This is a genomic window from Streptomyces sp. SYP-A7185, from assembly GCF_046103685.1.
Lineage (GTDB): Bacteria > Actinomycetota > Actinomycetes > Streptomycetales > Streptomycetaceae > Streptomyces.
This window is the reverse complement of sequence record NZ_CP122310.1, coordinates 5163949-5188020: the sequence shown is the minus strand read 5'-3', so window position 1 is coordinate 5188020 and position 24072 is coordinate 5163949. Positions and strand designations below refer to the sequence as shown.

The 24072-nt window shown below is 70.1% G+C and carries 20 protein-coding genes and 1 pseudogene; 11 read left to right on the top strand and 10 right to left on the bottom strand.

Annotation, left to right across the window (positions count from 1 at the left end):
• Window positions 1-9 precede the first annotated feature (9 nt).
• Complete coding sequence (locus tag QBL25_RS22775; RefSeq protein ID WP_409058864.1) at window positions 10-849, top strand: HAD family hydrolase; 840 nt, start codon at window positions 10-12, stop codon at window positions 847-849.
• A gap of 343 nt (window positions 850-1192) precedes the next feature.
• Here the strand turns inward: QBL25_RS22775 and QBL25_RS22770 are convergent, their stop codons facing one another.
• Entirely contained in the window at window positions 1193-2008 is an 816-nt protein-coding gene (locus QBL25_RS22770) for an oxidoreductase (protein WP_409058863.1), read from the bottom strand.
• Window positions 2009-2109: 101 nt separating this feature from the next.
• On the opposite strand from QBL25_RS22770, the gene QBL25_RS22765 reads away from it, so the two are divergent.
• The gene (locus QBL25_RS22765) at window positions 2110-3111 is read left to right on the top strand and encodes an ATP-binding protein (protein WP_409058862.1); all 1002 of its coding nucleotides are present in this window, start codon (window positions 2110-2112) and stop codon (window positions 3109-3111) included.
• Window positions 3112-3126: 15 nt separating this feature from the next.
• Here QBL25_RS22765 and QBL25_RS22760 read toward each other — a convergent pair whose 3' ends face one another.
• Window positions 3127-4407, bottom strand: a complete 1281-nt coding sequence (locus QBL25_RS22760) for a hypothetical protein (protein ID WP_409058861.1) — start codon at window positions 4405-4407, stop codon at window positions 3127-3129.
• A 396-nt stretch (window positions 4408-4803) separates the two neighbouring features.
• Here QBL25_RS22760 and QBL25_RS22755 point away from each other — a divergent pair, with 396 nt between their 5' ends.
• From QBL25_RS22755 to QBL25_RS22730, 6 genes are all read left to right on the top strand, one after another.
• On the top strand, window positions 4804-7167 hold the full coding sequence (locus tag QBL25_RS22755; RefSeq protein WP_409058860.1) for a bifunctional SulP family inorganic anion transporter/carbonic anhydrase: 2364 nt from the start codon (window positions 4804-4806) through the stop codon (window positions 7165-7167).
• A gap of 49 nt (window positions 7168-7216) precedes the next feature.
• Window positions 7217-9220, top strand: coding sequence for an acetate--CoA ligase (acs, locus tag QBL25_RS22750; RefSeq protein ID WP_409058859.1), 2004 nt, complete (start codon window positions 7217-7219; stop codon window positions 9218-9220).
• Window positions 9221-9473: 253 nt separating this feature from the next.
• Window positions 9474-10883, top strand: coding sequence for a Na+/H+ antiporter NhaA (gene nhaA, locus QBL25_RS22745; protein WP_409058858.1), 1410 nt, complete (start codon window positions 9474-9476; stop codon window positions 10881-10883).
• A gap of 108 nt (window positions 10884-10991) precedes the next feature.
• The gene (locus QBL25_RS22740) at window positions 10992-11498 is read left to right on the top strand and encodes a phage holin family protein (RefSeq protein WP_409058857.1); all 507 of its coding nucleotides are present in this window, start codon (window positions 10992-10994) and stop codon (window positions 11496-11498) included.
• Window positions 11495-12442 (top strand): alpha/beta fold hydrolase, encoded by a 948-nt coding sequence (locus QBL25_RS22735; RefSeq protein ID WP_409058856.1) that lies wholly within the window; start codon window positions 11495-11497, stop codon window positions 12440-12442. Before QBL25_RS22740 ends, QBL25_RS22735 begins: the two co-directional genes overlap by 4 nt.
• 125 nt (window positions 12443-12567) lie before the next feature.
• A complete protein-coding gene (locus tag QBL25_RS22730) occupies window positions 12568-12756 on the top strand; it encodes a hypothetical protein (protein ID WP_409058855.1) in 189 nt (62 codons plus the stop codon).
• Window positions 12757-12868: 112 nt separating this feature from the next.
• On the opposite strand, the gene QBL25_RS22725 is transcribed toward QBL25_RS22730, so the two are convergent.
• The 3 genes from QBL25_RS22725 to nth all read right to left on the bottom strand — a co-directional run bounded on the left by QBL25_RS22725 (window position 12869) and on the right by nth (window position 16137).
• Complete coding sequence (locus tag QBL25_RS22725; protein WP_409058854.1) at window positions 12869-14071, bottom strand: MarP family serine protease; 1203 nt, start codon at window positions 14069-14071, stop codon at window positions 12869-12871.
• A gap of 49 nt (window positions 14072-14120) precedes the next feature.
• Window positions 14121-14975, bottom strand: a complete 855-nt coding sequence (locus QBL25_RS22720; protein ID WP_409058853.1) for an NUDIX domain-containing protein — start codon at window positions 14973-14975, stop codon at window positions 14121-14123.
• Between the two features lie 106 nt (window positions 14976-15081).
• Window positions 15082-16137 (bottom strand): endonuclease III, encoded by a 1056-nt coding sequence (gene nth / locus QBL25_RS22715; RefSeq protein WP_409058852.1) that lies wholly within the window; start codon window positions 16135-16137, stop codon window positions 15082-15084.
• A gap of 311 nt (window positions 16138-16448) precedes the next feature.
• On the opposite strand from nth, the gene QBL25_RS22710 reads away from it, so the two are divergent.
• Window positions 16449-17123 carry a Crp/Fnr family transcriptional regulator gene (locus QBL25_RS22710; protein ID WP_016642758.1) on the top strand — a complete coding sequence of 225 codons (675 nt, stop codon included), beginning with the start codon at window positions 16449-16451 and terminating at the stop codon, window positions 17121-17123.
• Window positions 17124-17356: 233 nt separating this feature from the next.
• Here QBL25_RS22710 and QBL25_RS22705 read toward each other — a convergent pair whose 3' ends face one another.
• The 4 genes and pseudogenes from QBL25_RS22705 to QBL25_RS22690 form a co-directional block, all read right to left on the bottom strand.
• Window positions 17357-18187 carry an MBL fold metallo-hydrolase gene (locus tag QBL25_RS22705; protein WP_409058851.1) on the bottom strand — a complete coding sequence of 277 codons (831 nt, stop codon included), beginning with the start codon at window positions 18185-18187 and terminating at the stop codon, window positions 17357-17359.
• Between the two features lie 97 nt (window positions 18188-18284).
• Window positions 18285-19222, bottom strand: a pseudogene (locus QBL25_RS22700) (NUDIX hydrolase).
• A 150-nt stretch (window positions 19223-19372) separates the two neighbouring features.
• Window positions 19373-19843, bottom strand: a complete 471-nt coding sequence (locus QBL25_RS22695; protein WP_409058850.1) for a RidA family protein — start codon at window positions 19841-19843, stop codon at window positions 19373-19375.
• A complete protein-coding gene (locus QBL25_RS22690) occupies window positions 19840-20001 on the bottom strand; it encodes a DUF4177 domain-containing protein (protein ID WP_003975360.1) in 162 nt (53 codons plus the stop codon). Before QBL25_RS22690 ends, QBL25_RS22695 begins: the two co-directional genes overlap by 4 nt.
• A gap of 82 nt (window positions 20002-20083) precedes the next feature.
• On the opposite strand from QBL25_RS22690, the gene QBL25_RS22685 reads away from it, so the two are divergent.
• Together QBL25_RS22685 and QBL25_RS22680 are read left to right on the top strand one after the other, a co-directional pair.
• Window positions 20084-21064 carry an ArsA-related P-loop ATPase gene (locus QBL25_RS22685; protein ID WP_409058849.1) on the top strand — a complete coding sequence of 327 codons (981 nt, stop codon included), beginning with the start codon at window positions 20084-20086 and terminating at the stop codon, window positions 21062-21064.
• Window positions 21065-21246: 182 nt separating this feature from the next.
• Complete coding sequence (locus QBL25_RS22680) at window positions 21247-22728, top strand: ArsA family ATPase (protein WP_409058848.1); 1482 nt, start codon at window positions 21247-21249, stop codon at window positions 22726-22728.
• Between the two features lie 337 nt (window positions 22729-23065).
• Here QBL25_RS22680 and QBL25_RS22675 read toward each other — a convergent pair whose 3' ends face one another.
• Complete coding sequence (locus tag QBL25_RS22675; RefSeq protein WP_361829254.1) at window positions 23066-23410, bottom strand: WhiB family transcriptional regulator; 345 nt, start codon at window positions 23408-23410, stop codon at window positions 23066-23068.
• Window positions 23411-24072 lie beyond the last annotated feature (662 nt).

The window sequence follows — 24072 nt, the reverse complement described above, 5'->3', positions numbered from 1 at the left end:
TGGGCGCCTATGCTCGGGCTCGTGGAAAACCACTCCTTGCCCCGCACAGCCGCCTTCTTTGACCTGGACAAGACGGTCATTGCGAAGTCGAGCACTCTCACCTTCAGCAAGTCGTTCTACCAAGGCGGCCTGATCAACCGTCGGGCGGTTCTGCGAACCGCATATGCACAGTTCGTCTTCCTCGCGGGCGGAGCCGATCACGACCAGATGGAGCGGATGCGCGAGTACCTGTCCGCGCTCTGCCGCGGGTGGAACGTGCAGCAGGTCAAGGAGATCGTCGCCGAGACGCTGCACGACCTGATCGACCCGATCATCTACGACGAGGCCGCCTCCCTCATCGAGGAGCACCACACCGCGGGCCGCGACGTCGTCATCGTGTCCACGTCGGGCGCCGAGGTCGTCGAGCCGATCGGCGAACTGCTCGGCGCGGACCGGGTGGTGGCGACCCGGATGGTGGTCGGCGCGGACGGCTGCTTCACCGGCGAGGTGGAGTACTACGCCTACGGCCCCACCAAGGCGGCCGCGATCAAGGAGCTCGCGGAGTCCGAGGGGTACGACCTCGACCGCTGCCACGCCTACAGCGACTCGGCGACCGACCTGCCGATGCTCGAGTCCGTGGGGTATCCGCACGCCGTCAACCCCGATCGCACCCTGCGCCGCGAGGCTCTCGCGCGCGGGTGGCCGATTCTCGACTTCCACCGCCCGGTCCGGCTCAAGGAACGGCGCCGGACGCCGTCCCGGCCCGCGCTCGTGGCGGTGGCCGCGGTGGGTGCGGCGGCGGCCACGGCGGGGCTGGTGTGGTTCGTGAGCCGCCGTCGCACGACGCGCGCCCGATTCACCCTTGTTTGAACCTAAAAGTAAAGAAGTACTGCCAGGACTTCCGCTTACCCCAGGACAGGAGTACAAAGGAGTCAACGGCCCGCGAGACCAAGGACATCCGAGAGGATTACCTTTAAACGCAACCAAGGCCCCACGGACCGAAGCATGGACATCGAGCACCCACGCGACGTCGACCCGTCGATTACGGGCCAGCCGCACCAGGTGACGGGCCACGTTCCCGACCTGATGGGCATCCTTCGAGGACGCTTGGTAACCCGGTGAACATGCCAGCGGCGGTACGAGTCCTCGTACCGCCGCATCCCTGTGTCAGGGCCTTCGAAGCCGCCTCAAGTGCCCAGCGTCGACAGGCGCCTCAGGCCGCACCGCGCTGCATCGCCTCGCAGACCGCGGTCGACTCCCTGGCCCCCAGCTCGACCGCGCGCCCGCAGTGGGCGATCCAGGCCGCCATGCCCTCCGGCGTCCCGGACGCGTAGCCGTCGAGCGCGCCCACGTAGGCCGCCCGCCCCTGTTCCGCGTGGCCCGCCTCGGCCGGGCAGACGGACTTCGGGTCGAGGCCGCTGCCCACCAGGACGATGCGCTCGGCCGCCCGCGCGACCAGGCCGTTGTGCGAGCCGAAGGGGCGCAGGCTGAGCAGCTCGCCGTGGACCACGGCCGCCGTCACCAGGGCCGGCGCCGAGCCGCCCGCGATGATCAGCCGCGAGAGGCCCTCCAGGCGCCCCGCCACCTCGTCGGAGTCCGGTACGGGCAGCTCCACCAGCGGCTCGTCGACGGGTTCGCCGGCCAGGCGCGGACGCCCCGCCGCCTCGTCGTTCTCCGCGGCGGCCACCAGGTGCAGGCGCGCGAGGACCCGGAGCGGCGACTGCCGCCAGATGGAGAGCAGCTGACCGGCTTCCGCGGTCAGCCGCAGGGCCGCGCCGATCGTGCGGGCCTCGGCGTCGACGCTGAAGTCGCTGCGGCGGCGCACCTCTTCGAGCGCCCAGTCGGCGCCGGAGAGCGCCCCCGAGCCGTGTGCGCCGCGCAGCGCCGCCTCGGAGGTGATCTCGTTGCTGCGGCGCCGCATGATCCGGTGGCCGTAGACGCGGTCCACGGCCTTGCGCACGGAGTCCACGGAGTCGGCCACGCCGGGCAGTGCGCCCAGGGCCGCGAGCGGATCGGCTGTCGTACTCATGAGTACGACCCTACGCACCCCGGGGCTCCGCCCCACGAAGGAGTGGTCTTCTTCACGCCGCATCGATACTGCACGTGATCGTGAAGCTACCCTTGGTGAACATGAAGATCGCTTTCGTAGGGAAGGGCGGCAGCGGCAAGACCACGCTGTCCTCCCTCTTCATCCGACACCTCGCCGCCACCGGAGCACCGGTCCTCGCGGTGGACGCCGACATCAACCAGCACCTGGGCCCCGCGCTCGGCCTCGACGAGGCGGACGCGGCCGCCCTGCCCGCCATGGGCGCGCGCCTGCCCCTGATCAAGGACTACCTCCGGGGCTCCAATCCGCGGATCGCCTCCGTCGACACGATGATCAAGACGACACCGCCCGGCGAGGGCTCGCGGATCCTGCGGGTGCGCGAGGACAACCCTGTCTACGACGCGTGCGCGCGGCCGGTGGAACTCGACGACACGGCCGTGCGTTTGATGGTCACCGGGCCGTTCACCGAAGCCGACCTCGGAGTCGCCTGCTACCACTCCAAAACCGGTGCGGTGGAGCTGTTCCTGAACCACCTGGTCGACGGACGCGACGAGTACGCGGTCGTGGACATGACCGCGGGTTCGGACTCCTTCGCGTCCGGCATGTTCACCCGCTTCGACATGACGTTCCTGGTGGCCGAGCCGACCCGGAAGGGAGTCTCCGTCTATCGCCAGTACAAGGAGTACGCACGGGACTTTGGCGTCGACCTCAAGGTCGTCGGCAACAAGGTGCAGGGCCAGGACGACGTCGACTTCCTGCGCGAGCAGGTCGGCGACGACCTCCTGGTGACGGTCGGGCACTCGGACTGGGTGCGCGCCATGGAGAAGGGCCGCCCGCCCCGGTTCGCGTTCCTGGAGGACGACAACCGCCGCTCCCTGCAAGCACTTCAGGATGCCGTCGACGCCTCGTACGAGCGCAGAGACTGGGACCGCTACACCCGTCAGATGGTCCACTTCCACCTGAAGAACGCACAGAGCTGGGGGAACGAACGCACGGGCGCCGACCTGGCCGCGCAGGTCGACCCCGGCTTCGTGCTGCGTGAGCGGGCCGCCGCGGCCATGACCTCCCCGCAGGTCATGGCCTGAACCGCACCCGGGGCGCTACGGCTTGGCGGCCGGAGCGCCCGGTACGCCCTTCGGGGCCGGTGCGGGCCGGGCGGAGAGGAACGACGCCCAGCCCTCCTTGGGGGCCTTGCCGACCGGGAGCGTGGTCAGGCGCTCCACGGTCTGCGGGTCCTGGGCGTCGAGCCAGTCGGCGAGCTGGCGGAAGGAGACACAGCGCACGTCGCGCTTGGTGCAGACCGACTCGATCGTCTCCTCGATGGCGCGCATGTACGTGCCGCCGTTCCAGGACTCGAAGTGGTTGCCGATGATCAGCGGGGCGCGGTTGCCCTGGTAGGCGCGGTCGAAGCCCTGGAGCAGGCCGTCGCGCATCTGGTCGCCCCAGTACTCGTGCTTGGCGGGGTCGCCCTGGGAGGTCGTGCCCGACTGGTTCACCATGAAGTTGTAGTCCATGGTCAGCGTCTCGAACTTGCGGCCGGGGACGGGGACCAGCTGCATGGACAGGTCCCAGAGGCCTTCCTTCTTCTTGGGCCAGATCTGGTTGTTGACGCCGCTGGTGTCATAGCGGAAGCCCAGGTCGCGGGCGGCCCGCATGAAGTTCTTCTGGCCTTCGAGGCAGGGCGTGCGGGCGCCGACGAGTTCCTTGTCGTAGTCGAAGGGCAGCGGCTGCGCCTTCTTCATGCCCGTGTTCGTCTTCCAGGCCTTCACGAAGGACTTGGCCTGGTTGATCTCGCTCTTCCAGTCGGCGACCGACCATTGGCCCACACCGCCGCTCGTGCCGCAGAAGTGGCCGTTGAAGTGGGTGCCGACCTCGTTGCCCTCGAGCCAGGCGCCGCGGAGCTGGTCCACGGTGTCCTTGATCCCCTTGCGGTCGTTGAAGCCGATGTCCGAGCTGCCGGACAGGTGCTGCGGCGGGTCGTAGAGCTTCCGCTTGGCCTCGGGCAGCATGTACACGCCGCTGAGGAAGTACGTCATGGTGGCGTTGTTCCGCTTGGCCACCTTGCGGAAGTGCGAGAAGAGCTTCTGGCTGTCCTCGCCGGCGCCGTCCCAGGAGAAGACCACGAACTGGGGCGGCTTCTGGCCGGGTCTCAGGCGGGCGGGCTTCGGCAGGTGCGGCTGCCGCCCCGTGAAGGCGGTGGAGCCGTCGCCGATCAGGCGGACCGCGCTCTTGGGGGCCGGCGCGGGGGACGCCTTCTTGGCGCCCGGCGCGCCCGTCTTGGTGCCGGTGTCGCCGATCGAGCAACCGGCCAGTGCGGCGGCGCACGCCACGAGGGCGGTGATGCCCGCGGCGATCCGTTGGATCCTCTGGGTGGCGGCCATCTTCCGCCCACCTTCTTCCTACAGTCGGCTTCGAATCGGGTCACCGGCTGCACGGGGCAGCAGGGGCCCACGGGGGCGTTTTCCGGGGTCACCACCGGCGGCGATTGGGCAGCATTTGCCCGTAATGACCCACAGCCCCGCCAACGTCGCACGGAGTGACCGGACCGATGTTCCGACAAGCCGATGAATAGCTTTAATCACTCTTCGGAGTGATCTAGTGCCCCATTTGCCCCGCTTGTCTATCCGAGACCTTTACTCTCCATTACGATTCGTTTACCGAGAGTTGAGATATCCCGCCGCTGCAATGCCGTGACCCACGGCCGCGACCCGCCCTCCGGAGACCTCCGGAGGACCCCTTGTCCCGCGACCGCGCTGCCCCGGAGGAGACGGGAAACCATGTCTGCCTGCGTCCCCACCCATGCCACCGACTCGGCCCACGCCTCACGCGACCACGAGCCCCACGGGCCGCCGCCCGGCAAGTTCCGCAAGTTCCGAAAGTTCCGCATCGCCGGCGCCGACGTGTCCGCGTCGATCGCCGTCTTCCTGATCGCCCTGCCCCTGTCCCTCGGCATCGCGCTCGCCACCGGAGCACCGCTCCAGGCGGGCCTCGTCGCCGCCGCCGTCGGCGGTCTGATCGCCGGATGGGTCGGCGGATCACCGCTCCAGGTCAGCGGCCCGGCCGCAGGGCTCACGGTCGTCACGGCCGACCTCATCCACCAGTACGGCTGGCGGACCACCTGCGCCATCACCGTCCTGGCCGGCATCGCCCAACTGGGCCTCGGATGCCTGCGCGTGGCCCGCTCCGCGCTCGCCGTCAGCCCCGCCGTCGTGCACGGCATGCTGGCCGGCATCGGCGTCACCATCGCCGTCGCCCAGCTGCACATCGTGCTCGGCGGCACCCCGCAGAGCGCCGTGCTCGACAACCTCCGCGCGCTGCCCGCCCAGTTGGCCGAACTCCAGCCGGCCGCGCTGTCCATCAGCGTGCTGACCCTGGCGGTGCTGCTGCTCTGGCCGCGCATCCCGGGCCGCGCGGGCAAAGCCCTCCGGATCGTGCCGGCCCCCCTGGTCTCCGTGGCCGTGGCGACGGCCGTCGCCGCGCTCTGCGGGCTGAGCGTGGCCAAGGTCGACCTGCCGTCGTGGAGCAGCCACGCGCTGGCAGGGCTGCCCCAGGGGCCCGTCCTCGGGCTCGTCGCCGCCGTCCTGACCACCACGCTGGTGTGCAGCGTGCAGTCCCTGCTCGGCGCCGTCGCCGTGGACAAGCTGGTCTCCGCGCGGCGCGATCCGGCCGCCGGCGGCATCCGCTCGAACCTCGACCGCGAACTGCTCGGCCAGGGCGCCGCCAACGCCGTGTCCGGAGCGCTCGGCGGCCTCCCCGTCGCCGGAGTGGCGGTGCGCAGCGTGGCGAACTCACGGGCCGGTGCCGTCAGCCGGAACTCCACGATGCTGCACGGCGTCTGGGTGCTGGTGGCCGCCGCCCTGCTGGTCCCCCTCCTGGAGCTGATCCCGCTCGCCGCGCTCGCCGCCCTGGTGATGGCCGTCGGCATCCAGATGGTGAACCTGAACCACATCCGGACCATCACCCGCCACCGCGAGATCCTCGTGTACACCGTCACGACCCTCGGCGTCGTCTGCTTCGGAGTGCTCGAAGGCGTGACGCTCGGCGTCGCCGTCGCCGTGGCCGTCGCGCTGCACCGCCTCGCCCGCACCCGGATCACCCACACCGAGGACGCCGGGACCCACCACGTGCGCGTGCGGGGCCAGTTGACCTTCCTCGCCGTGCCGCGCCTCAGCAGGGCGCTGCATCTCGTGCCGCACGGCGCCCCCACCATCGTCGAGCTGGACGGATCATTCATGGACCACGCGGCGTACGAAGCGCTGCAGTGCTGGCAGGACGCGCACACCGGACAAGGCGGCACCGTCGAGGTGACGGGACGCGCCGGGACGCGGATCGCCGAGCCCGCGAGCGCCTCGCACTCCTGCTGCCGGCCCTGGACGGCCTGGCGCAACCACCACTGCGACCGGCCCCAGGAAGCCTTCGAGGGCGAGGCGCGGCCGAGCGGGCACCAACTGGCCAGCGGCATCAGCGCGTTCCAGCGGAACACCGCGCCGCACGTGCGCGGAGAGCTGGCGCGGCTCGCCCGCGAAGGGCAGCAGCCCTCACAGCTCTTCCTGACCTGCGCCGACTCCCGGCTCGTCACGTCGATGATCACGTCGAGCGGCCCGGGCGACCTCTTCGTGGTCCGCAACGTCGGCAATCTCGTGCCGCTGCCGGGCGCCGAGAGCACCGACGACTCGGTGGCCGCCGCGATCGAGTACGCCGTGGACGTCCTCCAGGTGCGCTCCATCACCGTGTGCGGGCACTCCGGATGCGGGGCGATGCAGGCGCTGCTCAACACCCCGCCCGACGGCGCCCAGACGCCTCTGAAGCGGTGGCTGCGCCACGGGGTGCCGAGCCTGGAGCGTATGGCTGCCCACGAGGAGCAGGGCTGGGCGCGGCTCGCGGGGCGGGCCCCCGCCGACGCGGTCGAGCAGCTCTGCCTGACGAACGTCGTCCAGCAGCTGGAGCACCTGCGCGGCCACGAGTCCGTGGCGCGGCGCATGGCCGAGGGCACCCTCGAACTGCATGGCATGTACTTCCATGTCGGCGAGGCACAGGCCTATCTCCTGACGGAGAGCCCGGACGACGTGTTCGACCAGGTGACGCCGTCGCCGCACCAGGGAACCCCGCGGGAGGAGCCGCCGGCCCGAGTAAAGGTCTAAACCAATTTACGGCAGCCTCTTGTCACCAGGGGTTCGGGTCTGATGAGCTGTGGCTTTGGACACAACGGACACCCTGGGAATGGGAGATGTCGTGAGCAACGAAAGCCTGGCCAACCTTCTTAAAGAAGAGCGAAGGTTCGCGCCGCCGGCCGACCTGGCGGCCAACGCCAACGTCACCGCGGAGGCGTACGAACAGGCCAAGGCTGACCGGCTCGGCTTCTGGGCCGAGCAGGCCCGCCGGCTGACCTGGGCCACCGAGCCGACCGAGACGCTCGACTGGACGAACCCTCCGTTCGCGAAGTGGTTCGCCGACGGCAAGCTGAACGTCGCGTACAACTGCGTGGACCGTCACGTCGAGGCGGGCCACGGCGACCGTGTGGCGATCCACTTCGAGGGTGAGCCCGGCGACAGCCGGGCCATCACCTACGCCGAGCTCAAGGACGAGGTGAGCCGGGCCGCCAACGCGCTCACCGAGCTCGGCGTCCGGCAGGGCGACCGCGTCGCCGTCTATCTGCCGATGATCCCCGAGGCCGTCGTGTCGATGCTGGCCTGTGCCCGCATCGGCGCCGCGCACTCCGTGGTCTTCGGCGGCTTCTCCGCCGACGCCATCGCCACGCGCGTGAAGGACGCCGACGCCAAGGTCGTCATCACCTCCGACGGCGGCTACCGCAGGGGCAAGCCGGCCGCCCTGAAGCCCGCCGTCGACGACGCCGTGTCGCGCGAGGGCAGCTCCGTCGAGCACGTCCTCGTCGTGCGCCGCACCGGCCAGGACGTGGCGTGGACCGAGGGCCGCGACGTGTGGTGGCACGAGCTCACCGAGCGCCAGTCCGCCGAGCACACCCCCGAGGCGTTCGACGCCGAGAACCCGCTCTTCATCCTCTACACGTCGGGCACGACGGGTAAGCCGAAGGGCATCCTCCACACCTCCGGCGGCTACCTCACACAGGCCGCCTACACCCACCACGCCGTCTTCGACCTCAAGCCGGAGACCGACGTCTACTGGTGCACGGCCGACATCGGCTGGGTCACCGGGCACTCGTACATCACGTACGGCCCGCTGGCGAACGGCGCGACGCAGGTCATGTACGAGGGCACGCCCGACACCCCGCACCAAGGGCGCTTCTGGGAGATCGTCCAGAAGTACGGCGTGACGATCCTCTACACCGCGCCGACGGCGATCCGGACGTTCATGAAGTGGGGCGACGACATCCCCGCGAAGTTCGACCTCAGCAGCCTGCGGGTCCTCGGTTCGGTCGGTGAGCCGATCAACCCCGAGGCCTGGATGTGGTACCGCAAGAACATCGGCGCCGACAAGTGCCCCATCGTGGACACCTGGTGGCAGACCGAGACCGGCGCCATGATGATCTCGCCGCTGCCGGGCGTGACCGAGACCAAGCCGGGCAGCGCGCAGCGCGCCCTGCCGGGCATCTCCGCGACCGTCGTCGACGACGAGGCGCGCGAGGTGCCGGACGGCGGTGGCGGCTACCTCGTCCTGACCGAGCCGTGGCCCTCGATGCTGCGGACCATCTGGGGCGACGACCAGCGCTTCCTCGACACGTACTGGTCGCGTTTCGAGGGCAAGTACTTCGCCGGCGACGGCGCCAAGAAGGACGAGGACGGCGACGTCTGGCTCCTGGGCCGCGTGGACGACGTGATGCTCGTGTCCGGGCACAACATCTCGACCACAGAGGTCGAGTCGGCGCTCGTCTCGCACCCGTCGGTCGCCGAGGCGGCGGTCGTGGGCGCGGCGGACGAGACCACCGGCCAGGCCATCGTCGCGTTCGTGATCCTGCGGGGCACGGCGAACGCCGACGACGAGGGCCTCGTGGCGGACCTGCGCAACCACGTGGGCACGACGCTCGGCCCGATCGCCAAGCCGAAGCGGATCCTGCCGGTCGCCGAGCTGCCGAAGACGCGGTCCGGGAAGATCATGCGGCGTCTGCTGCGCGACGTCGCCGAGAACCGCGAGCTGGGTGACGTCACCACGCTCACGGACTCCTCCGTGATGGATCTGATCCAGACCAAGCTGCCGGCCGCGCCGAGCGAGGACTGATCTCCGGGGCACCTCGTGCCCCGTACGCCGAAGGGCCGCCCGGTATCGCGCCGGGTGGCCCTTTTGCACGTAAAGTGAAGATCACCGGATAGGCCTCGCGCATGCCGAGCACGCTTAGGTACGCTAAGGACCGCGTCAACAACGCGACAAGAAGCACGCGACAAGAGAAGTACGCGACAAGAAGCATCTGGGTGCGCCGGGAAGTCTGGTCGGCAAGTGATTCGTCCTGCCTACCGACCGGAGGTCGACCCCCGTGGCCGCGCCCGCACCCCATGAGACACCCAGCAAGAACCGCAAGGTCCTCGGACGGCTCTCGCTGCCCGAACGGAACTTCGTCGCGAACGCGCTGCGCACCGAGACCGTCGGCGGTGTCCTCCTCCTCGTGGCCGCCGTCACCGCGCTGATCTGGGCGAACACCGCCAACGGCTCGTACGAGTCGGTGAGCGGCTTCCATCTGGGACCCGGCGCCATCGGCCTCGACCTCTCCGTCGAGCACTGGGCGGCCGACGGGCTGCTCGCCGTCTTCTTCTTCGTCGCCGGCATCGAACTCAAGCGTGAGCTCGTCGCGGGCGATCTGCGCGACCCGAAGGCCGCCGCCCTGCCCGTCGTCGCCGCGCTCTGCGGCATGGCCGTACCCGCCCTCGTGTACGTCCTGGTCAACACCGTCGGCGGCGGATCCCTGGACGGCTGGGCGGTGCCGACCGCCACGGACATCGCCTTCGCGCTCGCCGTCCTCGCGGTCATCGGCACCTCGCTGCCGTCCGCGCTGCGCGCCTTCCTGCTCACGCTCGCCGTCGTCGACGACCTCTTCGCGATCCTGATCATCGCGGTCTTCTTCACCAGCGAGCTGAACTTCGCGGCCCTCGGCGGCGCGGTCATCGGCCTCGCGGTCTTCTGGCTCCTGCTCCGCAAGGGCGTACGCGGCTGGTACGTCTACGTTCCGCTCGCCCTGGTCATCTGGGGCCTGATGTACAACAGCGGCATCCACGCCACGATCGCCGGTGTCGCGATGGGCCTGATGCTGCGCTGCACCCGCCGCGAGGACGAGGAGCACTCGCCGGGCGAGCACATCGAGCACCTGGTGCGCCCGCTCTCCGCAGGGCTGGCCGTGCCGCTGTTCGCGCTGTTCAGCGCGGGTGTCGCGGTGTCGGGCGGCGCACTGGGGGACGTCTTCCGGAGGCCGGAGACGCTCGGTGTCGTGCTCGGTCTCGTCATCGGCAAGGCGGTCGGCATCTTCGGCGGCACCTGGCTCGCCGCACGGTTCACCAAGGCCGAGCTCAACGAGGAACTCGCCTGGCCGGACGTGTTCGCGGTCGCCTCGCTGGCCGGCATCGGCTTCACCGTCTCGCTCCTGATCGGCGAACTCGCCTTCGCCGAGGACCCGCTGCTCACCGACGAGATCAAGGCGGCCGTCCTGACGGGCTCTCTCGTCGCGGCCGTGTTTTCCGGGATCCTGCTCAAGGTGCGCAACGCCCGCTACCGCGCGCTGTACGACGAGGAGGAGCGTGACGACGACCTCGACGGCATCCCGGACGTATACGAAAAGGACAAGCCGGAGTACCACTTGCGGATGGCCGCGATCTACGAAAAGAAAGCAGCCGAGCACCGCAGGCTTGCCGAAGTGTCGGCCGGGGCACGCGCCGAGGACGAGGGTCCGGCATGATCTGAGCAGACTTGACTGCGCAGACTGAGCTGAGCGGTCGTACCGGAACAGACGTTTGTGAGCACGCTTAGGCAGGCTTACGCACATTTACGGAGAAGGGGAGAAGCGATGAGCGCACCCGACGGGCCCGTCGGCACCGAACGCAGCCTCGGACAACTGGTCTCCACCGCGACCAGCGAAATGTCCGCGCTGGTGCACGACGAGATCGCGCTGGCCAAGGCCCAGCTGCGGCAGGACGTCAAGCGGGGTGCGGTCGGCGGCGGCGCCTTCGCCGCCGCCGGGATGGTGCTGCTCTTCTCGCTGCCGATGCTGAGCTTCGCCCTGGCGTACGGCATCCGCACGTGGAGCGGCTGGAACATGGCCGTCTGCTTCCTGCTCTCCTTCGCGGCGAACGTGCTGGTCGCCGGGGTGCTCGCGCTGATCGGCGTCGTCTTCGCGAAGAAGGCCAAGAAGGGCAAGGGCCCGCAGAAGGCCGCCGCCTCGGCCAAGGAGACGGCCGCCGTGCTGCAGAACGTCAAGCCGCACCCCCGTTCGGTCGGCCCCGCGCCCCTCGCCGGTGCCACTCTCGACCGTGGCGGTGACAAGGCTGCGGCTGTGGCACGCTCGTCTTCATGACGGACCCAGCCACGCCCGCCCCCCATCCGGCCCAACCGACGTCACTCGTACGCATCGAAGGACCGTGGACCCACCGGGACGTCGCCGCCAACGGCGCCCGCTTCCACATCGCCGAGATGGGCGACGGGCCGCTCGTGCTGCTCCTGCACGGTTTTCCGCAGTTCTGGTGGACCTGGCGGCATCAAATGGTGGCGCTCGCCGACGCGGGCTTCCGGGCGGTCGCGATGGACCTGCGGGGCGTGGGCGGCAGCGACCGTACGCCGCGCGGTTACGACCCGGCGAACCTCGCGCTCGACATCACGGGCGTGGTCCGGTCGCTCGGCGAGCCGGACGCGGCGCTCGTCGGGCACGACCTGGGCGGGTACCTCGCGTGGACGGCGGCCGTGATGCGGCCCAAGCTGGTGCGCCGCCTCGCGGTCTCCTCGATGCCGCACCCACGGCGCTGGCGCTCGGCGATGCTGTCGGACCGCAGGCAGACCGCCGCGGCCTCGTACGTGTGGGGCTTCCAGCGGCCGTGGGTGCCGGAGCGTCAACTCGTCGCGGACGACGCGGCTCTGGTGGGGCGTCTGGTGCGGGACTGGTCGGGGCCGCGGCTGCCGGACGACGAGGCCGTGGAGACGTACCGCAGGGCCATGACGATCCCGTCGACGGCGCACTGCTCGGTCGAGCCGTACCGCTGGATGGTGCGGTCGATGGCCCGCCCCGACGGCATCCAGTTCAACCGGCGCATGAAGCGGCCCGTACGGGTGCCGACGCTGCATCTGCACGGCTCGCTCGACCCCGTGATGCGTACGCGCAGCGCGGCCGGCTCGGGCGAGTACGTCGAGGCGCCCTACCGGTGGCGGCTCTTCGACGGCCTCGGGCACTTCCCGCAGGAGGAGGACCCGGTCGCCTTCTCCACCGAGCTGGTGAACTGGCTGAAGGATCCCGAGCCGGACCGGTAGACGCGGGGCCGCCGACCGGGGTCAAACGAACACCTGTCCTTCGAACGGCCAATTGCCTCCCGCATAGGCCAATTGGGGCCCGTGGGCGCGATTACCGACCTTGGGGCGGGGGCACACGTCCGGGTATGGGCTGGACGCACGACTACAGTGACGCAGCACGCAATCGCCGCTCGGCCACAGCGCTGAACAGCCGTGAGAGGGGCGGTTCGCATGATCCGGGCCATGATGGCCCTGTTCAAGCCATCGGTATTCCCCACATCCTGCGCCGCAGGGCCCGCTGGGTCTCGGCGCGGCTGAGGCATACGCGCGACTGACCGACTGATCCGCCCGGACGGACCCTTCAAGGCCGAACCCTCCGGGCCGATCCCTCGGGACCGATCCTTCCGGACCGATCCCTCCGGCTGCTCCCCCGACCGCGCGCCCCCTCTAGAGCGCGCAGCCCTCGCTGTCGACCTCTTGGTTGGCGGTGCGGCCTGCCTCGATGTCCTTGCGGACCTCGTCGGCGGTCAGGGCGTAGCCGGTGTCCGGGTCGTCGAGCGACTTCGCGAACACCACGCCGTAGACCTTGCCTTCGGGCGTGAGCAGCGGGCCGCCGGAGTTGCCCTGGCGGACGGTCGCGAAGAGCGAGTACACGTCACGGCGCACCGTGCCCCGGTGGTAGATGTCCGGGCCATTGGCCGTGATGCGACCGCGCACGCGCGCGGGGCGGACGTCGTACGGGCCGTTCTCCGGGAAGCCCGCCACGATCGCGTTGTCACCGCTGGCCGCGTCCTTCGACGTGAACTGCAGCGCGGGCGCGTCGAGGGTCGGCACGTCCAGGACGGCGATGTCGCGCTCCCAGTCGTAGAGCACGACCTTCGCGTCGTACGTCCTGCCGTCTCCGCCTATCTGCACCGTCGGCTCGTCCACGCCTCCGACCACGTGCGCGTTCGTCATGACGCGACGGTCGGAGAAGACGAATCCGGTGCCTTCCAGGACCTTGCCGCAGCCGCGCGCCTCGCCCTGCACCTTCACGATGGAGCGCTTGGCCTTCGTGGCGACCGCGCTCTTGGCGAGCTTGGGGTCGGGGGCCTGGACCTCGGTGATGGGCTCGTTCGAGAACGGGCTGAAGACCTGCGGGAAGCCGTTGCGCGCGAGGACCGAGGAGAAGTCGGCGAACCAGGTGTCGGCCTGGTCGGGCAGCGTGCGCGAGACGCCGAGCAGGATCTTGGAGTTGCGCACCTCCTTGCCGACCGTCGGCAGCGTCGTGCCCGCGAGGGCGGAGCCGATGAGCCAGGCGACGAGGAGCATCGCCAGTACGTTCACCAGGGCGCCGCCCGTGGCGTCCAGGGCGCGGGCCGGCTGCCAAGTGATGTACCGGCGGAGCTTGTTGCCCAAGTGGGTGGTGAAGGCCTGGCCGATGGAGGCACAGACGATCACGATGACCACGGCGACGACGGCGGCCGTCGTACTCACCGCTCCCTCGTCGTCCGTCAGGGCGCCCCAGATGACGGGCAGCAGGTACACCGCGACGAGTCCGCCGCCCAGGAAGCCGATCACCGACAGGATGCCGACGACGAAACCCTGGCGATAACCGACGACCGCGAACCATACGGCGGCGACCACCAACAGGATGTCCAGCACGTTCACCGATTCAATCCTCGCCTCGCATCGCGGTCGCCACGTCCCCGCAACCTTGTCATGCGCGCCAGTCGAGCGGCACCTGCTTGGTGCGGTCCCAGGGGCGCTCCCAGCCCGCGAAGTGCAGAATCCTGTCGATCACTCCGGCCGTAAAACCCCAGACCAGAGCGGATTCGACGAGGAAGGCCGGGCCTTGGTGGCCGCTCGGATGGATCGTCGTCGCGCGGTTGCCGGGATCCGTGAGATCGGACACGGGGACCGTGAAGACCCGGGCCGTCTCGGCCGGATCGACGACGCCGACGGGGGTGGGCGTACGCCACCAGCCGAGCACCGGGGTCACCACGAAGTCGCTCACCGGGATGAAGAGCTTGGGCAGCACGCCGAAGAGCTGGACGCCCCGCGGGTCGAGCCCGGTCTCCTCCTCGGCCTCGCGCAGGGCGGCGCGCAAGGGGCCGTCCGTCAGCGGGTCGCCGTCCTCGGGGTCGAGCGAGCCGCCGGGGAAGGAAGGCTGTCCGGCGTGCGAGCGGAGGTTCCCCGAACGCTCCATCAGAAGCAGCTCGGGGCCGCGAGCGCCCTCTCCGAAGAGGATCAGCACGGCCGACTGGCGTCCGGCACCGCTCTCCGGCGGCAGGAAGCGGCTGAGCTGGGTCGGCCGGACCGTCTTGGCCGCGCGTACGACGGGATCCAGCCAGGCGGGGAGCCCTTGGGCGCTGAGGCTTACGTGGCTGTTGGGGCTGTTGGGGCCGGTGGGGTTGGTGGGGCCGGTCGGGATATTCGGGCTGTTCGGGCCGTCGGGTTCTCTGACGCCGTCGGGTGCGTCGGGGCCGTGGGACCCGTTGAGGCCGTCAGGTGCGTTGAGGCCGTGGGGCCTGCTCGGGCCGCCGGGCCTCTGGAAGCCGTTCCCATCAGTCATGTGCGTATCGCTCGTGTCGGTCGTCTCGCTCGTGTCGCTCGCGTGCGTCATCGGCACCCCCGTCCAACTGTGGACAACGCCCTTGGACCCTCGGTTGGTTCCTCGCTCATGCGGCGCCCAGCGGGGGCGCGGCCTTTCCCGGGTAGTCCGGCGGGGGCTTGAGACGCTGGCCCGGCAGGCCGCCCATCTCGTACTTCAGGAGCTTCTTGGCCTTCTCCGGGTCGGTCTCGCCCTCCCCGTACGACGGGCAGAGGTCGGCGATCGGGCAGGCGCCGCAGGCGGGCTTGCGGGAGTGGCAGATTCGGCGGCCGTGGAAGATCACGCGGTGCGAGAGCATCGTCCACTCGCTCTTCGGGAAGAGGTCCGCGACGGCGGCCTCGACCTTCACCGGATCGGTCTCCTCGGTCCACTTCCAGCGCCGGACGAGCCGCCCGAAGTGGGTGTCCACGGTGATGCCGGGAACCCCGAAGGCGTTCCCCAGCACGACGAACGCGGTTTTGCGGCCCACGCCGGGCAGTTTGACCAGGTCCTCCAGGCGGCCGGGCACCTCGCCGCCGTACTCGTCCCGCAGCGCCGTGGCGAGGCCCATGATCGACTTCGTCTTCGCCCGGAAGAACCCGGTCGGCCGGATCAACTCCTCGACCTCTTCGGGGTTCGCTGCGGCGAGGTCCTCCGGGGTCGGGTACGCGGCGAAGAGGCGCGGGGTCGTCTGGTTCACCCGCAGGTCGGTGGTCTGCGCGGAGAGGACCGTGGCGACGAGCAGCTCGAAGGGGTTCTCGAAGTCCAACTCGGGGTGCGCGTACGAGTACACCTCGGCGAGCTCGCGGTTGATGCGGCGGGCCCGGCGGACGAGGGCCGTGTGGGACTCGGGTTTGCCTGCTTTGGGGGTGGGCTTGGAGCTGGGGGTGGGCTTGGAGCTGGGGGTGGGCTTGGAGCTGGGGGCGGCTTTCTTGGCGGCCGGGGTGGTCTTCTTGGCTGCGGTGGTCTTCTTGGGCGGAGCGCTCTGCCGTGCCGGGGCCGCCGTCTTCGTTGTCCCGGTGGTCTTCTTGGCCGGCGTGGTCCTCTTGGCCGAGGCGGACTTCTTGGCCGGGGCGCTCTTCTTGGGCGGGGTGGATTTCGCCGCGCCCGTGGTGGCCTGAATTCGCTCCGACGGCTCGCTCACCGGTGGCACCCTTGTCCCTTTTGTCGCATTCTCTGGCTCAGTGGAAGTATGTTCGCCCACAGCGGAATCCGGGTGGGCTGTAGGCTTCCCAGCACTCCTGGCCTGTGTTCTCACCGGCTTTTTGGACACCCGGCCAGCCTAGAGCCCGACACTGACATCCGCCCTGGACCCTATGGATCGGCCCCCAATTGGCCCCCTCCCGCACAGCATGGGACGCCAGTGCGGCAGACTTGTGACTGATCACACTGTTTGGACCGTCCGGCAAACTGGGGAGCACGGTCCCCTGATGCAGGTCGACAAGGAGAGAACTCGTGGACGACGTTCTGCGGCGCGCCCCGCTCTTCGCGGCGCTCGATGACGAGCAGGCCGCGGAGCTCCGCGCCTCCATGAGTGAGGTGACGCTCGCGCGCGGGGATGCGCTTTTCCATGAGGGCGACCCCGGAGACCGCCTTTACGTGGTCACCGAGGGCAAGGTGAAGCTTCACCGCACCTCACCCGACGGCCGCGAGAACATGCTCGCGGTGCTCGGCCCCGGCGAGCTCATCGGTGAGCTCTCGCTGTTCGACCCGGGCCCGCGTACGGCAACCGCCTCCGCACTCACCGAGGTCAAGCTGCTCGGCCTCGGCCACGGCGACCTCCAGCCGTGGCTGAACGCACGGCCCGAGGTGGCCGCGGCGCTGCTGCGCGCGGTCGCGCGGCGGCTGCGCAAGACCAACGACCAGATGTCCGACCTGGTCTTCTCCGACGTGCCCGGGCGTGTGGCCCGCGCCCTGCTCGACCTGTCGCGCCGCTTCGGCGTGCAGTCCGAAGAGGGCATCCACGTCGTGCACGACCTCACGCAGGAGGAGCTGGCCCAGCTGGTCGGCGCGTCCCGCGAGACGGTCAACAAGGCGCTGGCGGACTTCGCCGGGCGCGGCTGGCTCCGGCTCGAGGCCCGCGCGGTGATCTTGCTGGACGTGGAGCGGCTGGCCAAGCGGTCGCGCTGACCGACTTCGCCGATCGGTTTCACTGACCGGTCTCGCTGACCGGTCTCGCTGACCGGTTTCCGCTGACCGGTCTCGCTGACCGGTTTCGCTGACGCCGACTTCCTTTTACGTGGACGGGTCCCGCCTCGGGTGAGGCGGGACCCGTTCGCGTTTCCGCTTTCCGCTTTCCGCACAAGCCGTTTCAGCCTCCCCGCCCGCCCCTACTCGATCGCTTCGAGGGCGGGAAGTTGCGGCTAGATCAAGCCGTGTTCCCGCAAGTAGTCCAGTTGCGCCCTCACCGACAGTTCCGCCGCCGGCCACAAGGAGCGGTCCACGTCCGCGTAGACGTGGGCGACCACGTCCGACGGAGCCGCGTGCCCGTTCTCCACGGCCGTCTCGACCTGCGCCAAGCGATTGGCGCGGTGGGCCAGGTAGAACTCGACGGCGCCCTGGGCGTCCTCCAGGACCGGGCCGTGGCCCGGCAGGACCGTGTGCACGCCGTCGTCGACCGCCAGGGACCTCAGACGCCGCAGAGAGTCCAGATAGTCCCCCAGGCGGCCGTCAGGGTGCGCCACGACCGTCGTACCGCGGCCCAGGACCGTGTCTCCCGTCAGGACCGCCTGATCGGCCGGGAGATGGAAGCAGAGGGAGTCCGCGGTGTGGCCCGGCGTCGGGACCACGCGGAGCTCCAGGCCGCCGGTGGTGATCACGTCCCCCGCGCCCAGGCCCTCGTCGCCGAGCCGCAGCGCGGGGTCGAGCGCCCGCACCTTGGTTCCGGTCAGCTCGGCGAAGCGCGCGGCGCCCTCCGCGTGGTCCGGGTGGCCGTGGGTGAGGAGCGTGAGCGCGACCCGCTGGCCGGCGCGCTCGGCGGTGGCGATGACCTGCTGGAGGTGTACGTCGTCCAGGGGCCCCGGGTCGACGACGACCGCGAGCCCGGAGCCCGGCTCGGACACGATCCACGTGTTGGTCCCGTCCAGCGTCATCGCGGACGCGTTGGGGGCCAGGACGTTGACCGCGCGAGCGGTGGCGGGCCCGCTGAGGACTCCGCCCCGGGGCTGGCCGGGAAGAGCGGCGGCTTCGGTCATGCGGGGAGGACTCCCGTCCGATTCGTGTCAGGCGTGGCCTTGGTGGCGGGCGGGGCGGTCGTACGACGTGTCGTCAGGGCATTCCCCATACGCGGCGTCACGCGTGATTTCCCGTGGCGCCCGCAGAGCCCGCCGGGCTTGTACCGCCCGTAGGCCCCGAAGGCCTCGTAGGCCCCGTAGGCCCCGTAGGGATGTGCTTGGTGAATTCGGCGTGGCCCGGCCAGGACAGGATCAACTCGCCGTCCTCGAAGCGGGCCCGGGCCAGGACCGGGGTGAGGTCGCGCTCCGGGGCGGCGGCCAGGGTGTCGGCGGCCGACCTGTAGGCGCTCAGTTGGCGCAGGGTCGCGATCGTGGGCGGCATCATCAGGAGGTCGCCCTTGTCGTACCCGGCCGTGGCCTCCTCCGGAGCGATCCACACCGTACGGTCGGCCTCGGTGGAGGCGTTGCGGGTGCGCTGCCCCTCCGGGAGGCCGCCACGAAGAAGAACGTGTCGTAGCGCTTCGGCTCGAACTCCGGGGTGATCCACCGCGCCCAGGCGGCCAGCAGGTCACTGCGCAGGACCAGGCTGCGGCGGTCGAGGAACTCCGCGAAGGAGAACGCGCGGGCCACCAGTGCCTCGCGGTCCGCCTCCCAGTCGTCGCCCGTGGTGTCGCCCACCACGGTCGACGGGGTCGGCCCGGCGAGCAGCACGCCCGCCTCCTCGAACGTCTCGCGGACGGCGGCGCACACGATCGCCTGGGCCCCGGGCTCGTCCACGCCGAGCCGCGCCGCCCAGGTGGCGAGCGAGGGGCCCGCCCAGCGCACGAGACGGTCGTCGTCACGCGGGTCCACGCCACCGCCCGGATACGCGTACGCGCCTCCGGCGAAGGCCATGGAGGCGCGTCTGCGCAGCATGTGTACGGCGGGGCCGGTCACGGAGTCCCGCAGGAGCATGACCGTGGCCGCCCGGCGCGGAGTCGCCGGCGTCAGTTCGCCGCTGCTCAGCGCACGGATACGGTCGGGCCACTCCGGGGGGTACCACTGCCCATTAGCCATGGGCGGAGGCTATCCCCAACTGGGCTGATGTTCGAGAGGCGACCTTCGGGCCGTCTGCGGACGGCCGCCGCACTGGGGCCGGACGGCCGCCGGACGGTTTTCGGGTCGCCGTCGGATGACCTCGGACGGCCGTTTGGCACGGGTCGGGGCTTACGCCTCGGTGAGCTCCACCTGGATCTCGACCTCGACCGGCGCGTCCAGCGGCAGGACCGCCACACCCACGGCGCTGCGGGCATGCACGCCCTTGTCGCCGAGCACCTCGCCGAGCAGCTCGCTCGTGCCGTTGATCACCGCGGGCTGGCCCGTGAAGTCCGGGGCCGAGGCCACGAAGCCGACGACCTTCACGACGCGGGCGATCCGGTCCAGGTCACCGGCGACGGACTTCACCGCGGCGAGCGCGTTCAGGGCGCACGTGCGGGCCAGGTCCTTGGCCTCCTCGGGGGTCACTTCCCCGCCGACCTTGCCGGTCACCGGAAGTTTGCCCTCCACCATGGGGAGCTGGCCCGAGGTGTAGACGTACACGCCGGACTGGATCGCCGGCTGGTAGGCGGCGATCGGCGGCACGACCTCGGGCAGGGTCAGCCCGAGCTCGGCCAGCTTCGCCTCGACGGCGCCGCTCATGCCTGCTTCTCCCGCTTCAGGTAGGCCACGAGCTGCTCAGGGTTGTTCGGCCCGGGCACGACCTGGACAAGCTCCCAGCCGTCCTCGCCCCAGGTGTCCAGAATCTGCTTCGTGGCATGGACGAGCAGCGGCACGGTTGCGTATTCCCACTTGGTCATGTGGCCGACTGTAGCCGTTGTGAGGCGCTGCTCACGGTGGCCTCCTGCTTAGTCCGCACGGCGACTGGTTAGGCTCGGAAGTGTGAGCAGGCTCCAGGTCGTCAGCGGCAAGGGCGGTACCGGCAAGACCACGGTGGCCGCCGCACTCGCGCTCGCCCTCGCGACGGAGGGAAAGCGCACCCTTCTCGTGGAGGTCGAGGGCAGACAGGGCATCGCGCAGCTCTTCGAAACCGAAGCGCTGCCGTATGAGGAGCGGAAGATCGCCGTCGCTCCCGGGGGCGGGGAGGTGTATGCCCTCGCCATTGATCCCGAGCTCGCGTTGCTCGACTACCTCCAGATGTTCTACAAGCTGGGGGGCGCCGGACGCGCGCTCAAGAAACTCGGCGCCATCGACTTCGCCACCACCGTCGCGCCCGGTCTGCGGGACGTCCTGCTGACCGGCAAGGCCTGCGAGGCCGTGCGGCGCAAGGACAAGAACGGGCGTTTCGCGTACGACTGCGTGGTGATGGACGCGCCGCCCACGGGCCGCATCACGCGCTTCCTGAACGTGAACGACGAGGTGGCGGGCCTGGCCAAGATCGGCCCCATACACAATCAGGCGCAGGCCGTGATGCGCGTCCTGAAGTCTCCGGAGACAGCGGTCCACTTGGTGACGCTCCTCGAAGAGATGCCCGTCCAGGAGACCGCCGACGGGATCCGCGAGCTGCGCGCCGCCAAGCTGCCCGTGGGGCGCGTCATCGTGAACATGGTGCGGCCCGCGCTGCTCGACGAGGCCGCGCTTGAGCTGGGGCTCGGCGAGACACCGCGTACGGCCATCGCCAAGTCCCTGTCCGCCGCCGGGCTCGGAGGGGCCCGCCGGGGCGGAGTCGCCGAGCGGCTCGTGGACCCGCTCCTGGAGCAGGCCGCCGAGTACGCCGAGCGGTACGCCCTGGAAGGCTCTCAGCGGGCCGTTCTGGGCGATCTCGACCTCCCCCTGCACGAACTTCCCCTGCTGTCCGGGGGAATGGACCTGGCGGGGCTCTACGACCTCGCCACGGAACTGCGGAAGCAAGGGATCGCATGACCAGGGACCGCACGATCTCGGACCCGGCACAGGACACCGATACGGACACGGATACGGGTACGGGTACGGGTACGGGTACGGGTACGGGTACGGGTACGGGTACGGGTATCCGTACGGGGGCAGGTAGGGGCGCGGGTACGGATGCGGACCGGGGCGCGGCGCGTCCGCTGGACCCGGACCGCATGCTCGACGTGGACACCCTGCTCGACGACCCGAAGACCCGCATCGTGGTGTGCTGCGGCTCCGGAGGCGTCGGCAAGACGACCACGGCCGCCGCGCTCGGCCTGCGCGCCGCCGAACGGGGCCGCAAGGTCGTCGTCCTGACCATCGACCCCGCGCGCCGGCTCGCTCAGTCGATGGGGATCGACTCGCTCGACAACATCCCGCGCCGGGTCAAGGACATCGAGAGCGCGTCCGGCGAGGGCGAGCTGCACGCCATGATGCTCGACATGAAGCGCACCTTCGACGAGATCGTCGAGGCGCACGCGGACAAGGAGCGGGCGAGCGCGATCCTCAACAACCCCTTCTACCAGTCGCTTTCGGCGGGCTTCGCGGGCACGCAGGAGTACATGGCGATGGAGAAGCTGGGGCAGTTGCGCTCCCGCGACGAGTGGGACCTGATCGTCGTCGACACGCCGCCCTCGCGCTCGGCCCTCGACTTCCTCGACGCCCCCAAGCGCCTGGGCTCCTTCCTGGACGGGAAGCTGATCCGGGTGCTCATGGCTCCGGCGAAGGTGGGCGGCCGGGCCGGCATGAAGTTCCTGAACGTCGGGATGTCGATGATGACGGGGGCCCTGGGCAAGCTGCTCGGCGGTCAACTGCTCCGGGACGTCCAGACGTTCGTGGCCGCCATGGACACGATGTTCGGCGGTTTCCGCACCCGCGCGGACGCGACGTACCGGCTGCTCCAGGCGCCCGGCACGGCGTTCATCGTGGTGGCGTCGCCGGAGCGGGACGCGCTCAGGGAGGCGGCGTACTTCGTGGAGCGGCTGGCGGCCGACGACATGCCGCTCGCCGGTCTCGTCCTGAACAGGGTGCACCGCAGCGGCGCCGCTCAGCTCTCGGCCGAGCGGGCGCTGGCCGCCGCGGAAAATCTTGACGAGAGCCGCATTGTGGATCAGGAGGACGGGAAGGTTCGACTGCGTAACTCCCGCGAGGCTTCCCCCGAGGCAACCCACGAAGCTCCCGGCAACTCCAGTGAAGCCCCCGGCGACCTTGGCGACTCCGACAACTCCGGCAACTCCGGCGAGGACCCCGATCATCCCAGCGGGGCCATCGGTCACTCCAGCGAAACCACCGAGGCCGCCGGGTCCACCGAGTCCACCGAGGCCGCCGAGTCCACCGAGGCCGCCGAGTCCACCGGCGGTTCCAAGACTTCTACGACCGGCGGTTCCGAGACTCCTACGACCTCAGCGACCCCTGCACCTTCCGAACTCCACGACACGCATCAGCCCGTGGCGCAGCTGACCGCCGGCCTGCTGCGACTGCACGCGGAGCGCATGCAGCTCCTCGCGCGCGAGCAGCGCACGCGCGACCGCTTCACCGCGCTTCACCCCGAGGTGGCCGTGGCCGAAGTGACGGCGCTGCCGGGTGATGTGCACGACCTGGCAGGTCTTCGGGCCATCGGGGACCGGCTCGCGGCCGGTGGTGACGGTGATGAGTGATGCACGTGGGCCGGGATGCCTGATCGGGCCGGAGCTTTCCGAGCAGCAGCTTTGCTGAGCCGCAGCCTTCTGGGCAGCGGGCATCGCCCACGGGCCCATGGACTCACGGAGCCACGGAGCCACAGATCGATAGACCCATGCCAGCGGACTGCCGTCTGAGCAGCGGAAGCTGCCTGCCGTCCGGGCACACGGTGCCTGACCGGCGGGCTCGCCGCCTGAGCGCATGGCACGGCGCCCGAGCAGCGGAACTCGTCCGCTCCTGCTAGCGGGGCTCGTCCGCTCCTGCTGCCACGCGGTCGGCGGGGGCCCTACCCCGCCGCCACGCGGCGGGCGGGCGCTAACCCACTGCCGCGTAGCTCTCGTACGTCTCGTCGTCCTCCAAGTCCACGGGCAGCAAGCCCGCGCCACGCTCGTACTCGGAGCGCGCCGTCTCCAGCAGATGGCGCCACGAGGTGACCGTGGGGCGCCTGCGCAGCAATGCGCGACGCTCCCGCTCAGTCATGCCACCCCACACGCCGAATTCGACGCGGTTGTCCAGCGCATCGGCCAGGCACTCCGTGCGCACCGGGCAGCCGGTGCACACCGCCTTGGCCCTGTTCTGCGCTGCTCCTTGAACGAACAGTTCATCTGGATCGGTAGTGCGGCAGGCCGCCTGCGCACTCCAGTCGGTTACCCAGCCCATACCGGCGCCGTCCTCTCCCGAATCGAGGCTCCCCCACGGCGGCAGCGGCATATTCACCGCCGCCAGTTGAGGACGTTACGGAAGGTGGGCACAGCGCAACACCCCCTTCGGGCCCAATCTTGAATGGCCCGAACGGACTATGCGTAAGCGGCAGATCACCCGACGGAGTGAGCTGACGACATGCGTGATTATCCCGGCAAATGCGGGCACTTCAGCTGAGTCACAACGGGCATCGAATGCCGCATGAGGCGAATTCGGGCACTTCCCCGAGCTCGTGCCGAGCCGACTCCGCGCCGGCTCCGGGCTGGTCACGGGCTCGTCCCACGGGCTCACTCGAAGCTCACCGGGAGCTCCTGAGGGGCAGGGGGACCCCATGTCGGGATTCGGGACCGACGGAGGGGTTGTTGCCGAACCGCACTGCTGTGACAGTTGAGAGCAGCTTAGGCCAAGGCATTGCCGCCTGTCCGGCGAATCGGAACGTAGACAGCTCATGTTGTTGCGCCGTCAAGTTCTCATGTCGATGCACCGCCGCGTTCCCGGGCCCACTCCAGGCGCGGGCCCGGCCGGCCGCCGCCGGGCCGTACGCCGGTACGCCCACGGCCGGGGACGTACCACCCGATCTACCGACTGGTCCACCACCCGATATAGCGACCGGTCCACCG

Coding starts and splice junctions, on each gene's coding strand:
- QBL25_RS22775 (WP_409058864.1), top strand. CDS start 10: ATGCTCGGGCTCGTGGAAAACCACTCCTTGCCCCGCACAGCCGCCTTC.
- QBL25_RS22770 (WP_409058863.1), bottom strand. CDS start 2,008: ATGAGTACGACAGCCGATCCGCTCGCGGCCCTGGGCGCACTGCCCGGC.
- QBL25_RS22765 (WP_409058862.1), top strand. CDS start 2,110: ATGAAGATCGCTTTCGTAGGGAAGGGCGGCAGCGGCAAGACCACGCTG.
- QBL25_RS22760 (WP_409058861.1), bottom strand. CDS start 4,407: ATGGCCGCCACCCAGAGGATCCAACGGATCGCCGCGGGCATCACCGCC.
- QBL25_RS22755 (WP_409058860.1), top strand. CDS start 4,804: ATGTCTGCCTGCGTCCCCACCCATGCCACCGACTCGGCCCACGCCTCA.
- QBL25_RS22740 (WP_409058857.1), top strand. CDS start 10,992: ATGAGCGCACCCGACGGGCCCGTCGGCACCGAACGCAGCCTCGGACAA.
- QBL25_RS22735 (WP_409058856.1), top strand. CDS start 11,495: ATGACGGACCCAGCCACGCCCGCCCCCCATCCGGCCCAACCGACGTCA.
- QBL25_RS22730 (WP_409058855.1), top strand. CDS start 12,568: ATGGGCTGGACGCACGACTACAGTGACGCAGCACGCAATCGCCGCTCG.
- QBL25_RS22720 (WP_409058853.1), bottom strand. CDS start 14,975: ATGACTGATGGGAACGGCTTCCAGAGGCCCGGCGGCCCGAGCAGGCCC.
- QBL25_RS22705 (WP_409058851.1), bottom strand. CDS start 18,187: ATGACCGAAGCCGCCGCTCTTCCCGGCCAGCCCCGGGGCGGAGTCCTC.
- QBL25_RS22695 (WP_409058850.1), bottom strand. CDS start 19,843: ATGAGCGGCGCCGTCGAGGCGAAGCTGGCCGAGCTCGGGCTGACCCTG.
- QBL25_RS22690 (WP_003975360.1), bottom strand. CDS start 20,001: ATGACCAAGTGGGAATACGCAACCGTGCCGCTGCTCGTCCATGCCACG.
- QBL25_RS22680 (WP_409058848.1), top strand. CDS start 21,247: ATGCTCGACGTGGACACCCTGCTCGACGACCCGAAGACCCGCATCGTG.
- QBL25_RS22675 (WP_361829254.1), bottom strand. CDS start 23,410: ATGGGCTGGGTAACCGACTGGAGTGCGCAGGCGGCCTGCCGCACTACC.